Raw genomic sequence first — 11,866 nt, 5'->3', positions numbered from 1 at the left:
TTAAATCTCCTTTAAAATATTTTCAAAATTCATAGAGCGGGACGCTTTCACCAAGCAAGTGCCCCCCTTGGCAAGCACCTTTTTTAACTCGCCCGTCCAGCCTTGGGGCGTTTCGGCGTAAAACACCTTTACGCCCGGCGCCGTTTGCAATTTTTCGTAGGCATATTTCATTTCCGGCCCCGCCAAAAAGCAGTAGTTAATGTGATTATCCAGCACTTCTCTGGCCACCAAGCGGTGGTATTCCTTGGAGGTTTCGCCCAGTTCCTTCATATCGCCCAGCACCGCTACGCGCGGTTCATCGGAAGCGCGGCCCAAAATTTCCAAGGCGTTCTTCATACTGGCCGGGTTGGCATTGTAGCAATCCAAGATAAATTCCACGCCGTTTTTATGCAAATGTTCCATACGCATCGGCATCGGCGTAAAGGAAAGCAGCCCTTTCTTTACATTATCCATATACAGTCCTAAGGCAATAGCCGCCGCCGCGGCCGCCGCCGCATTTAACTTATCGTGGCGGGCCAAATTCAAATCCAGCACATAGGCTTCGCCTTTATAGGTAAACGAGAATTTTTCGGTATCTAAAATCTGCAAGTCCGCCCCCGGATGAAAGCCAAAGGACAAACTTTTGCCCTTAAACTCCGTTTTCAGGCGGGATAAATATTCATCGTCGGCGTTATACACCAAGGTTCCGCCGAAATTTAAACATTGGGCAATTTCGGTTTTGGTTTTATAAATGGTTTCCAAATCGTGGAAAAATTCCAGGTGGGACGGCCCCACATTGGTAATTACCGCCACATCCGGCACCGCCAAAGAGGCCGTTTCCAAAATATCGCCGGGGTGGGAAGCGCCCAGTTCAAACACGCCGAATTTGTGTTTGGGCTGGATTTCCAATAAGGAAAAGGGCACTCCAAACTGGTTGTTAAAATTACCCATATTGGCGGCCGTTTCGCCCGCGGTTTCGCAAATGGCGCGAAGCATTTGCTTGGTGGTGCTTTTCCCGTTGGAACCCGTAATGGCGGCCACCTTTAAGGTGCTGTTTAAGCGGTGGTATTTGGCAAGGGCTTGGAGCGCCTTTAACGAATCATCCACCAGCAAAAAGGACGCCTTGGAATTTTTGGGTACGTCAAAGCCTTTTTCGGCCAAGATAACGCTTGCCCCTTTGGCAAGCACATCGGGGATAAATTTGCGGGCGTCGTGCTTTTGGCCTTTCAAGGCGATGAACGCATCGCCCGGGGCCACCACGCGCGAATCGGTAACGAAAGCGGTTACAAGTGTATCCGGCGCGGGTGAAATAAGTTCCGCCCCGGTAATTTCCGCAATTTTGCGGACAGACAAATTAAGTTTCATACGGTCTCCTTACTAAATCAAATCTTGGTGCCCGGCTCAAAGTCCAACTGGTCGGGTGGAACGCCCTTTAAGGCGAGCAGCCGCTCGGCAATTTCTTTAAACGCCGGAGCGGCGGCGGTACCGCCAAAGGTGTATTTGGCGGGGTTATCTAAAACTACCAAAATTGTAAATTGAGGGTCGCTGGCGGGCACAAAACCACAGAACGAAGCAATATGGCTGCGCTTGGCGTAGCCCCCCTCTTTGCTCAACTTTTCAGCCGTACCCGTTTTTCCGGCCACGTTATAGCCCGTAATGCGCGCACGCTTGCCCGAACCGGCCTCTACCACGCTTTCCAACACTTTTATCATCGTTTGGGAGGTTTCCTCGCGCAAGACGCGGCGGATTTTTACGGGTTTGGAAAGTTTTTCCACCTTGCCGCCCGCGTATTCAATGCGGTCAATCAGGTGCGGTTGCATCAGCACGCCGCCGTTTGCCACCGCGGAATAGGCGTTAATCAACTGGATAGGCGTAACGGCCACCCCGTAGCCATAGCCCTTGGTGGCGGTATCTACTTTGGTCCATTTATTATACGGGGGCACATTGCCCTTGGACTCACCGTTAAAGTTAATATCCGTCTTAGTGCCAAAACCGAAGGCCTTAATATAGTAGAACAGGTTTTTGGCTCCCAATTCTACGGCAATTTTCCCGGCGCCGATGTTAGAGGAAAGCTGCATAATTTCGGGGATAGAAAGGAAATCCTTTTTGTGCTGGTTATCGCGCACAACGACCCCGCGGGCCACTTCCCAGCGGCGGCCTTCCATATCAATACTGTCCGTAACGCTAACGACACCCGCATCCAACGCGGAGGAAACGGCAATCGTTTTAAACGTAGAACCCGGCTCATAAGTAAATTGGAACGCCAAGGACTGACCGTCTTTAACCGGGTAGGAAGCGGCGGCTAAAATTTTGCCCGTCTTCGGCTCCTGCACCAGCGCAATGCCGTGCTCTGCCCCTACGGAATCCACCGCGCGTTTGAGGGCGGTTTCGGCATAGAACTGGGCGACCTCGTCTATCGTCAAATAGACGTTGGCGACGGAAAGTTCCTCTTTTAATTTTCTGTCGTAAATGATTTCGCCGCGGCGGGCGCGTTTGGCGCGCTTTTTGCTGATGTCCTGGCTGAGTTCGCGGTTAAACATTTGTTCCACGCCGGAAAGCCCCAAGTTTTTGGAGTTGGCCGCGCCCACAATATCCAGCGCACTTTGCCCGTACGGGTGGATACGCTCGTACTCCGGGGTTAATTCTAACCCTTGCCCCAGTGTCGTGCGCAGAATTTGGGAAATTTTAATGTAATTATCCGGCTTAATTTTTTTAGCCACAAAGAAGAAGTTGGAAGCGCGGTTCCACTTTTCCAAAATGCGGCTTTTGGGGATGCCCAATGTTTCGGACAAAAAGGCTACCGTTTTATTTTTGTCCTTTACATAGCGTTTATTTACACCGCAGGAGTGCGTGCGGACCGATTCGGCCAGTTCCCGGCCGTTTACGTCCAAGATTTTCCCGCGCAGGCGGTCCTCGGCCAAGTAGTTATAAATGGCGCGCTCGGCCTTGGAGGAAAACTCGTCGTGCTGGAAGGTTTGCATATAAAAAAGTTTGCAAAAAATCAGCAGCGGCGCAATTAAAATGAGCCTTACGGCAATCTTCATCCGGCTTTTTACGTTAAATACATCCGGGGATGAGAGGGGTCTTTTAAACATACTTATTTATCATCCAAAATAATAATTTCGTGCGGCTTGGCGGGCACCAAGCCCAACTTTTCCTGCGCGTAAGCCGTAACGTGCTGGGGCCCGGACAAGCGGGCAATTTCCAGTTCCAAATATTGGTTGCGGGCTTCTTTGATTTCCACCTCGTTTTGCACCTGGCTAATCGCCCGGCCCGAGCGGTTAATTTCAATACGCATCGCCGCCACCATAAAACCAAACAAACACAAAATAAATAATAAAACAAAGTATTTCATTTTTTCACTCTTTCAATTACGCGCAATTTAGCGCTGCGGGCACGGCGGTTCTGGCGGACTTCTGCGTAATCCGGCGCGAGGGCGTGCTTGGTAACCAGTTTCCACTCCCCGCTTTGCGCCAAGGCCTTAAAATGGGTCTTTACCAATCGGTCCTCCAACGAGTGGAAGGTTAAAATAGCCGCCCGTCCGCCCGGCTTAATGATTTCCGCCAGCGAATTAAGCGCCTGCTCCACCGATTCCAATTCCCTATTGCAGGCAATACGCAACGCCTGAAAGGTTTGCGTGGCCGGGTGCGTTTTACCGCGCTTGGGACCGTACACCGTTTCCACCACCTCTTTTAAGCGTTGGGTGGTTTCAATGGGGGCTTCCTTGCGGGCGTGCATAATGGCAAGCGCAATTCTGGTAGCGTTGCGTTCCTCGCCGTATTGGGTCAAAACGCGCTCCAATTCCGCCATTGGCCAAGTGTTTACGATAACGGCCGCACTTAACGGATTTTGCTTGTCAAAGCGCATATCCAGGGGGCCGTCGCGCAAAATGCTAAATCCGCGCGCCGGGTTATCCAACTGGTAAGAACTTAACCCCAAATCAAACAGCGCGCCGTCCGCACCCGGAAGATTTAATTCTTTCAGCACCGCCGGGGCCTCGGTATAACTTTTATGAAACACTTTTAAACGCGGGTCGTTTACGCGTTCTTGGGCCATTTTCAGGGCTTCCTCGTCCTTATCAAAGCCCAACACACGCGCACGCGCGCCCAAATGGCTTAAAAAATACTTGGTGTGCCCGCCAAGGCCCAGGGTACCGTCAATATAAGTGCCTTCAAAATTGGTAAGCAAATAGTCTGCTATCTGCGCGGCCATAATGGGGATATGGGTCCAAAGTTGTTCTGTCATAAAATTCTCCTAATACTTCATCACGGGCACCATTTGCAATTTGTTAATTTTCGTTTGCTGGGGTGCCTTTTTGGGCTGCGGTTTGGGGGCCGGTTTTGCGGCCTGCGGTTGCTTAACGGGTTCCGGCTTTTTAGCAGCCGGCTTCTGCGGGGCGGGTGTTTTTTGGGGTGAAACCAGTTTTCCCGCCTGATAGGCCTTTTGCAAATCGTGCAGCCACACATTTTCCAATACGCTCACCTTATTAAAGGGCATACCAAACGCACGGTACAAGGCCTGGTGCAAGGGCGTTTTGGCCTTTATTTCCGTGCTTAATTTATAAAATTCGTCCCGCGAGCGGGAATTTAACAAATAATCCACCAAACTATACGCCTGTGTGTACCACAGTTCCGCTTTATCGTTGGGATATTGGCTCAAATCCTCGGTTTGGGTCATTTCTTCCAAGGGGATATAAGTACCCTTCACAATGCGCAAGAGGCTTCTGTCCACCCAACTGGGCTTTTGCTTGGTGGCGTAAATTTGCATATACACCGCCATCCCTTCGGACAGCCACAACGGCGATATCGTCGGCAAAAAGTACCCGTCAAAATACAGGTGCGTCAGTTCGTGTACGGAAAGCGGATAAAAACTGTTCCCCTCTATTACATACATTGTATCGGCCCGCAAGTCAGACGACGCCCCCGACCACGCCGGACGCTTGGTAAAACTCATATAACTGTCCTTTTCGCCAAACAGCATAACCAAAATTTTGTTGGGTTTGATAACCAGCGTAAACGGAGTTAAATCCAACATCAAATTGCCGTGAATCGTATCCAACACCGTTTTGATATTTTCGGTTACGGGATTTTTTTCGCGGTAAATCAAATAGTTAAACGTATCCGCCGTTAAAAAGCCGGGCGGCGGCGGAGACCAACGCACCTTATGCGCGGAATCCGTCGGACGGTAAGCCGGAACGGGGACGGCTTCCAAGGCGGCCCCTTCGCTCTTGGGCGCATTTAAGGCCACGTGTTCCAAGCCGGAAATCATTTCGTTAAATTTCTTTTCCTCTTCGGGCGAATATTCCACCGCCGAGGCCGAAGCCGGGGGCGGCACCGAAATATCAGGCCTATTTTCGCGCGCGTGCCCGCGGTTGGGGTCCACAGCGGGCGCCGGGGCTTCCTTTTCGGGCACGGGGAGCGGAACGGCATCCTCGCGCGGCGTTTCCGAGAACAAGGCATTTACCACGTCCTTGGCCGTCAGCCCGAACGAACGCAAAACGTGCGGCGTGCATAAAAGCACCGCAAGTATCAGCGCAAGACAGGCTAACTTTTTAAAGGTATCCATTAAATTCTTCCAAACAACGCCAAATGACGCTTTTTATTGTCATCCGGCAACGTATAACGCTCTACACCTAGCAAAATTCCTTGGTATTTTTCCGGGTGGCACATATCGGCCTGCGGGTGCTCGCCCTGAAAAGCAATAAACACTCCGCCCGGTTTAAGCGCGCCCAAACAAATTTCCAATATATCGGGCAGTTGGCCCATCGCGCGCTCGGTTACAAAATCAAATTGAAACGAAGTACCCTGCCCCAGGCGAGCCTGTTTTACCTTGGCGTTTTTAATGCCCAGTTGCATAAGGGCCCAGTTCATAAACGAGCAACGCTTTTCAATGCTTTCCACCAGCGTTACCTGAATTTCCGGCAAAGCAAGCGCCACCGTAATACCGATATACCCGGCCCCCGCGCCAACATCGGCCACCTGCGGAGAGTCCACCTTTTTAGCGTGTATTAGGCCGTTTATTTTGGCCGCCGCGGTAAGGCCGTCGCAAATGTGGCGGGTGATGACTTCGTTTAAATCCGCCGCGCTGGTTAAGTTTAAAAAGTCCTTTTTGCCCCAAACCAAATTGGCGTAGGCCAGCATTTTTTCGGCCTGAGCCTGGGTAAGCGGCAAGTTAAGCGTTTGAGCAAAATCAGTCAGCGTTTTGAGCATTTTTGAGTCTCCGGTAGCGTTCAATATGCACCGCCAGCAACTGTAAATCCGCCGGGGTTACGCCCGGGATACGCCCGGCCTGCCCCAAGGTTTGCGGTTTTACCTCGCGCAGTTTTTGGGCGCTTTCAAACAAAATGCCGCGCACGGCGGACGGGTCAAACCCTTCTGGAATTTTGATATTATCCATTTCCGCCAGTTTTTCGGCATCCTTTTTATTACGCTCGTAATAGCCTGCGTATTTATTGTGAATATCGGCGTGGGTGCGGGCCTTTTCCACCGTCCACGGGAATAAATCTTCGTCGGTTTCGTCCACTTGTGCGCCGGGGTGTTCAATTAATTTCTCGCACAAGGCGCGGTATTTTTCAAACGGCGCTTTATATTTTTCTTCCAGTAATCCTAGTTCAAAGGCGTGGGGCATTAGGCGCAAATCCGCGTTGTCGTTACGCAGTAAAATGCGGTATTCGGCACGCGAGGTAAACATACGGTAGGGCTCGTTTACGCCCTTGTTTACTAAATCGTCAATAAGCACGCCGATATAGGCTTCGTCGCGGCGCAGGACAAAGGGCTCCTTGCCCAAGGTTTTTAAGGCCGCATTGATACCCGCCATTAACCCCTGTCCGCCGGCCTCTTCGTACCCGGTCGTACCGTTAATCTGCCCGCCTAAAAACAAGTTGGGCACGAGTTTGCTTTCCAGCGACGGGAACAAATCGCGCGGGTCGGAAAAGTCGTATTCCACCGCATAACCGGGGCGCGTGATAGAGGCGTTTTCCATACCCGGCACAGATTTTATCAAGGCGCGCTGAACGTCCTCGGGCATACTGGTAGAAAAGCCCTGTATATAATATTCCTCCGTATGGAAGCCTTCCGGCTCCAAAAACAGCGGGTGGCTGGTAACATCGGGGAATTTTTTGATTTTATCCTCTACCGACGGGCAATAGCGTGGCCCCATCCCGTGGATATGCCCGCTATACATAGCCGAGCGTTGGAAATTGGCGCGCAGAATTTTATCCGTTTCCAAGGTGGTGCGGGTAATGTGGCAACTTAAAAACCGGCGCTGTTGTTGGGCTTTTACATCGGTAAAGTGGGAGATAGGCTGCAACGGATTATCCGACGGCTGCAAGCGGAATTTGGAATAATCCAACCCGCGTGCGTTAATACGCATCGGCGTACCCGTTTTAAAGCGCAACATATGCAAATGTAAATCTTCGCGCAAGTTTTTGGCAAGTCCGTCAGAGGGCATATCATTATAGCGGCCGCCCTTAAACATTTCGGTACCGATGTGTATGGTCCCCGCCAAAAAGGTGCCCGTCGTCAACACAACGGCCTTGGTATGGTAAAAGGTGTTGCGCAGGGTCAGCACGCCGTTTACGCCGTTATCCGAAGTGGAAATTTTGACGGCTTCGTCCTGCATAATGTCCAAATTGGGCTGTAATTCCAAAAAATGTTTAAAGGTAAACTGGTAAACTTTTTTATCGCATTGTACGCGCGGAGAGTGCACCGCCGGGCCCTTGCCCGTATTAAGCATATGATAATGCAAGGCGGCGTGGTCCGTTACGCGGCCCATAGCACCACCCAAGGCGTCAATTTCGCGCACGATTTGCCCCTTGGCAATCCCGCCAATGGACGGATTGCAAGACATTTGGGCCACCGTATCCAAACTTTGGGTAAGCAGGAGCGTTTTGGTCCCCAATTTGGCCGAAGCCAAGGCGGCTTCGCACCCGGCGTGCCCGCCCCCGATTACAATAACGTCATACTTATCTTCGCAAACAAACATTTATTTCCCCATACAGAACTTGGAGAAGATAATCCCCAATACGTCATCGGGCGTTACCTCTCCAATCAAATCTTGTAAATAATTAAGCGCGCGGCGCAGGTGCTCGGCGTAAATTTCGCCCCCCGCGTGGGCGGCCAAGCGGATTAACGCGCTTTCCAACTCGGTTTGTGCGTTGATTAACGCCTCGTAATGGCGCAGGTTGGAAATCATTAGCCCATCCGCCGTTTGCGCTTCGGTAATGTCGGCGGTAATGGCCTGTTTTAAGGCATTTAACCCATTGCCCATTTTGCAAGATACGGGCAAAACCGTATAATTTCCGCACTCCGTCAGCGGGCAAACCGGGGCTTGCACGGCGTCGGTTTTATTCAGCACGATAAGAGTGCGCTTTGGTTGGCGGCGGATATCCTGCCATAAATCTTTTTCCTCTTGCGTAAGCGCACGGGAAGAATCCAACACAAATAAAATCAGGTCCGCGCCCTGCATTGCACGCAAACTGCGCTTCATCCCTTCTTTTTCCGCCGGGTCCAGGGCGTGTTCGCGGATGCCTGCGGTATCGGTCAAAATAATTTTTTGCCCGTTAATTTCAAGCGTTTCTTCCACCGTATCGCGCGTGGTTCCGCTAGCGGAGGAAACTATTGCCCGGTCAAAACCGACAAGGGCATTTAACAAACTGGATTTACCGCTGTTAGGTGCGCCAACGATAGCGGTTTTGAGGCCGTCTTTAATATATTTTCCGACGGAAAAGGTGTCAGCCAACGCCTTGATATGCGCCAGTACCGCGTTTATTTCGCCCGATACAAACTCGTCGGACAGCGGCGTCATTTCCTCGTCCACATCGTCCAAGCGGACTTCTATTTGCGCCAAAAGTTCGGAAAGTTTGGTCTTCATATCGGCCAAGCGCGCGGACAGTTTGCCGTCCAGCGAGTCCATAGCCAGTTTGTGCGCTTGTTTATTGCCCGAAGCGATTAAATCGCACAGGCCCTGCGCTTCTACTAAGTCCATTTTTCCGTTTAAAAACGCCCGTTGGGAAAATTCCCCCCGCCGCGCCATAGAGGCCCCGTTTTCGCACAGCAGTTCCAAAAGCCGCCCCTTGATGTAAGGCGACGCGTGGACGGCAAATTCCACCACGTCCTCGCCGGTGTAAGAGTGCGGGGCTTTAAAATACGTTACCAAGGCTTTATCCAGCACGTCGTTACCGTCGTAAAGCGTACAGAAAATTTGTTTGCGCGGCTCGGGCGCCGTTTGGCGGTGGGCAAGCGTTAAAAATAAGGCGAGCGACTGCGGGCCGGAGAGGCGAATTAACGCCACCGCTCCGCCCATACCGCTGGCCAAGGCGCAGATAGTAGTTTGCATAGGTATATTTTATCAATTTTTCATACGCTTGCGGGGCGTTTTTTGTATTGGGAAAAATGGACTTTTTTATACTTGCCAAAACGCAGGCAAAAAACTATAATCTAAATATTCTTTTTCCGCTTAAAAGGGCGGACGGTTTGGAGGACTTTTTTATATGGGTAAAAATATTTTAGTGCTTACGGGCAGCCCGCGCCAACTGGGCAATTCGGCTCTCCTTGCGGATGCGTTTATTCAAGGGGCCAAATTTGCGGGCCACACGGTAAAAGTGTTTGAGACGGCTTTTCACCCGGTGCTTCCGTGCCACGCGTGCGACAAATGCTGGTCCGCCAAGGAGCCGTGCGTGTTTAAAGATAACTTTGACAAATTGGCCCCGATGTTGGAAGAGGCCGATATGCTGGTATTTTGCACACCCTTGTATTGGTTTACGATGAGCGCGCAGTTAAAGGCCGCTATTGATAAATTGTATGCGTATATGAAGGACATTGCCCCGCGCAAACTGAAAATTAAAGAGTGCGTACTGCTGGCCGCGGCCGAAGGCACCGAAAAAGACGGCGACTATGACGGTCTAAAAGCCACCTATCACAGCATTGCCAACTATTTGGGCTGGAAGGACCGCGGTATGGTTTTGGCGGGCGGCGTAGGTGCGCCGGGCGAAATTATCAAAACAGGCAAACTGAAAGAAGCCTTGGAATTTGGCAAAACGATGTAGGATAAAGGAATACTTTAAATTACCCCGCTAACATAAATTAGCGGGGTAGTTTTACGAAAAAACGACCTATTCAGTAAAACAAATATTTCCACTTATACAACCCGTTCCACCTGACTTAGTAAGGCCAGCATATTTTTGACATCCCGTATTGTTACTGTTTCCCCCTGCACAATAGCGTTTGCCATTAATCAAGGTTAAAAACATATACCGTTCTTCATCAAATCCTCCCTTTTGGTTGGGAATCGCTCGGCCATGATACCCTGTTCCATTATAAGAACTAGTAATTTCATAACTAAAATTGTTCGTGTTAAAATAAGTTCCAGTAGCAGGTTTTCCATCCTTATCCACAAAAGATAAATCCAAATCCTCAAATTTATATTGTTCCGTAAGAGACCCTGTTTCCAAATTTTTAACAGCAATCGCTTTCTCAATAGCATTTAAAGTCGTCCAGGCTTCCGTCATACGACTTTTCTCTACCGCTTTGGTATATTGCGGCATTGCTACCGCCGCCAATATGCCGATAATGAGAACTACTACCAACAATTCTATCAGGGTAAAGCCCTTTTTATTTTTGTTCATTTTTATCTCCTTTTAATACCTTTATATTTGAGCAAAACGGCCTTTTATACGCGTTTTTATACACCGGATACATCCGGGTACGACCACCGCAATTTATCAAAATTTTAACAAAAAAAAAAAATGAAACAACCCCTTAAAAAAGAACTACGAAAACGCAACGACAAAAACTACATTTTTTAGTCGTCATACTGAACTTGTTTCAGTATCCAGCGTAAGAGAGTCAATCCTCGGCTGGACCCTGAAATAAATTCAGGGTGACCGCTTGTTTAATACATAGTCTTTTTCTCTTGTCATTCCCGAGTGTCGTAGTCGGGAATCTGTCTTTCGCTGTTGTTGTTCTCTTACGAAACAACAGATCCCCGACTAAATTCCTCGGGGATGACAATGGAAAAGGTCCTCTTATAAAAATGGAGGGCATCCCGGGCGTGGACCCGGGATCCAGTCTGTTTATTAGGAACTCCCCAAAAGGCAATAAAACCCCCTTGGCGCATAATAATACACCAAGGGATATGCAAAAAATTTTTATGGGCCAACTATTTGGCGGTATTTCCGGCGGCCTTTTGTTTGAGTAAGTTTAACAAGGCTGAGCCTGTACCCGAATTTTGCCCCTGAATCGTCTGTGCGGTAGCGGCGGACGGGTCCTTGCCTTTGGCTACGCTCATAGCAGCCGCGGCCGAGGCCTTGGCGGCCTGTTCAGCGGCAGACGGTTGCAAACCCGAATCGCCCCCGCTTAGCTGCGCTGCCTGTTGCGGTTTAGTTGTCTTAAAATCTTTGGCCTTCATCGGCTGGTAGTTGCTCATAGAAGTTTGGGCCTGCGCCATTGGAGCAGGCGCGGCGGCTTTTTTGCCCCCCACCGAAGCATTGCTCCCCGTTTTGGCAACGGATGTTTCTCCCCCCGTTGTAGGGCGGGTGGCGGCGGATTGCGTTTCCGGGCGGGAAACTTCCACCGTAGTAGCCGGACGGCTGGCGATCGGCACCGTAACCGGGTGGCTGGCCGAAGCGGATGTGGCCGGTTTGGAAACCGTAACCGAGGTTGTCGGCTTCTTTACCTGTACGGCGGTAGTGGGTTTAGCGGAAACCGCCCCCGTCGTTGGACGAGAGACCGACACCGCGGTCGTCGGGTGCGACACGGAAACCTGCGTAACCGGAGCCGCCTGCAACGCAGATGCCCCCAGCATAATACCACTAATAATAAGAAAACGGTTCATTTTAATCTCCTTGTTATATAGTATAAGTTCCGTTTGCAAAGAGTCAAGATAAAAA

At 50.5% G+C, this 11,866-nt stretch carries 11 protein-coding genes; 1 reads left to right on the top strand and 10 read right to left on the bottom strand.

Translation table 11 applies throughout. The annotated features are described in order from the left end of the window. The 8 genes from ACR0QV_RS04455 to mnmE are packed head-to-tail and all read right to left on the bottom strand — an operon-like array spanning position 1 to position 9,315. Entirely contained in the window at positions 1 to 1,344 is a 1,344-nt protein-coding gene (locus ACR0QV_RS04455) for a UDP-N-acetylmuramoyl-tripeptide--D-alanyl-D-alanine ligase (RefSeq protein ID WP_432634917.1), read from the bottom strand. A 17-nt stretch (positions 1,345 to 1,361) separates the two neighbouring features. Beyond that, on the bottom strand, positions 1,362 to 3,074 hold the full coding sequence (locus ACR0QV_RS04450) for a peptidoglycan D,D-transpeptidase FtsI family protein (protein WP_432634915.1): 1,713 nt from the start codon (positions 3,072 to 3,074) through the stop codon (positions 1,362 to 1,364). A gap of 2 nt (positions 3,075 to 3,076) precedes the next feature. Then, a complete protein-coding gene (locus ACR0QV_RS04445) occupies positions 3,077 to 3,334 on the bottom strand; it encodes a septum formation initiator family protein (RefSeq protein WP_428052754.1) in 258 nt (85 codons plus the stop codon). Continuing rightward, positions 3,331 to 4,224 carry a 16S rRNA (cytosine(1402)-N(4))-methyltransferase RsmH gene (gene rsmH / locus ACR0QV_RS04440; RefSeq protein WP_432634913.1) on the bottom strand — a complete coding sequence of 298 codons (894 nt, stop codon included), beginning with the start codon at positions 4,222 to 4,224 and terminating at the stop codon, positions 3,331 to 3,333. The genes ACR0QV_RS04445 and rsmH overlap by 4 nt, the downstream gene beginning before the upstream one ends. A 9-nt stretch (positions 4,225 to 4,233) precedes the next feature. Then, the gene (locus ACR0QV_RS04435) at positions 4,234 to 5,544 is read right to left on the bottom strand and encodes a hypothetical protein (RefSeq protein ID WP_432634911.1); all 1,311 of its coding nucleotides are present in this window, start codon (positions 5,542 to 5,544) and stop codon (positions 4,234 to 4,236) included. Further along, complete coding sequence (gene rsmG, locus ACR0QV_RS04430; protein WP_432634909.1) at positions 5,544 to 6,188, bottom strand: 16S rRNA (guanine(527)-N(7))-methyltransferase RsmG; 645 nt, start codon at positions 6,186 to 6,188, stop codon at positions 5,544 to 5,546. Before rsmG ends, ACR0QV_RS04435 begins: the two co-directional genes overlap by 1 nt. Beyond that, the gene (gene mnmG / locus ACR0QV_RS04425; RefSeq protein WP_432634907.1) at positions 6,169 to 7,962 is read right to left on the bottom strand and encodes a tRNA uridine-5-carboxymethylaminomethyl(34) synthesis enzyme MnmG; all 1,794 of its coding nucleotides are present in this window, start codon (positions 7,960 to 7,962) and stop codon (positions 6,169 to 6,171) included. The genes rsmG and mnmG overlap by 20 nt, the downstream gene beginning before the upstream one ends. Further along, positions 7,963 to 9,315, bottom strand: coding sequence for a tRNA uridine-5-carboxymethylaminomethyl(34) synthesis GTPase MnmE (mnmE, locus tag ACR0QV_RS04420; RefSeq protein WP_432634905.1), 1,353 nt, complete (start codon positions 9,313 to 9,315; stop codon positions 7,963 to 7,965). Positions 9,316 to 9,469: 154 nt separating this feature from the next. Between mnmE and ACR0QV_RS04415 the strand changes: the two genes are divergently transcribed. Continuing rightward, positions 9,470 to 10,024, top strand: a complete 555-nt coding sequence (locus tag ACR0QV_RS04415) for a flavodoxin family protein (RefSeq protein ID WP_428052743.1) — start codon at positions 9,470 to 9,472, stop codon at positions 10,022 to 10,024. 66 nt (positions 10,025 to 10,090) lie between these two features. On the opposite strand, the gene ACR0QV_RS04410 is transcribed toward ACR0QV_RS04415, so the two are convergent. Both ACR0QV_RS04410 and ACR0QV_RS04405 read right to left on the bottom strand, forming a co-directional pair. Next, positions 10,091 to 10,603 carry a type IV pilin protein gene (locus ACR0QV_RS04410; protein ID WP_432634903.1) on the bottom strand — a complete coding sequence of 171 codons (513 nt, stop codon included), beginning with the start codon at positions 10,601 to 10,603 and terminating at the stop codon, positions 10,091 to 10,093. A gap of 533 nt (positions 10,604 to 11,136) precedes the next feature. Then, a complete protein-coding gene (locus tag ACR0QV_RS04405; protein WP_432634901.1) occupies positions 11,137 to 11,811 on the bottom strand; it encodes a hypothetical protein in 675 nt (224 codons plus the stop codon). Positions 11,812 to 11,866 lie beyond the last annotated feature (55 nt).

Origin of the sequence: Candidatus Avelusimicrobium sp. (assembly GCF_050873505.1) — a bacterium.
Lineage (GTDB): Bacteria > Elusimicrobiota > Elusimicrobia > Elusimicrobiales > Elusimicrobiaceae > Avelusimicrobium.
Note: the sequence above shows the minus strand (reverse complement) of the source record. Positions and strands in the feature narration are given on the sequence as shown.

Excerpts from the sequence above, each read along its gene's own strand:
- ACR0QV_RS04455 (WP_432634917.1), bottom strand. The coding sequence starts at position 1,344 with ATGAAACTTAATTTGTCTGTCCGCAAAATTGCGGAAATTACCGGGGCG.
- ACR0QV_RS04450 (WP_432634915.1), bottom strand. The coding sequence starts at position 3,074 with ATGTTTAAAAGACCCCTCTCATCCCCGGATGTATTTAACGTAAAAAGC.
- ACR0QV_RS04445 (WP_428052754.1), bottom strand. The coding sequence starts at position 3,334 with ATGAAATACTTTGTTTTATTATTTATTTTGTGTTTGTTTGGTTTTATG.
- rsmH (WP_432634913.1), bottom strand. The coding sequence starts at position 4,224 with ATGACAGAACAACTTTGGACCCATATCCCCATTATGGCCGCGCAGATA.
- ACR0QV_RS04435 (WP_432634911.1), bottom strand. The coding sequence starts at position 5,544 with ATGGATACCTTTAAAAAGTTAGCCTGTCTTGCGCTGATACTTGCGGTG.
- rsmG (WP_432634909.1), bottom strand. The coding sequence starts at position 6,188 with ATGCTCAAAACGCTGACTGATTTTGCTCAAACGCTTAACTTGCCGCTT.
- mnmG (WP_432634907.1), bottom strand. The coding sequence starts at position 7,962 with ATGTTTGTTTGCGAAGATAAGTATGACGTTATTGTAATCGGGGGCGGG.
- mnmE (WP_432634905.1), bottom strand. The coding sequence starts at position 9,315 with ATGCAAACTACTATCTGCGCCTTGGCCAGCGGTATGGGCGGAGCGGTG.
- ACR0QV_RS04415 (WP_428052743.1), top strand. The coding sequence starts at position 9,470 with ATGGGTAAAAATATTTTAGTGCTTACGGGCAGCCCGCGCCAACTGGGC.
- ACR0QV_RS04410 (WP_432634903.1), bottom strand. The coding sequence starts at position 10,603 with ATGAACAAAAATAAAAAGGGCTTTACCCTGATAGAATTGTTGGTAGTA.
- ACR0QV_RS04405 (WP_432634901.1), bottom strand. The coding sequence starts at position 11,811 with ATGAACCGTTTTCTTATTATTAGTGGTATTATGCTGGGGGCATCTGCG.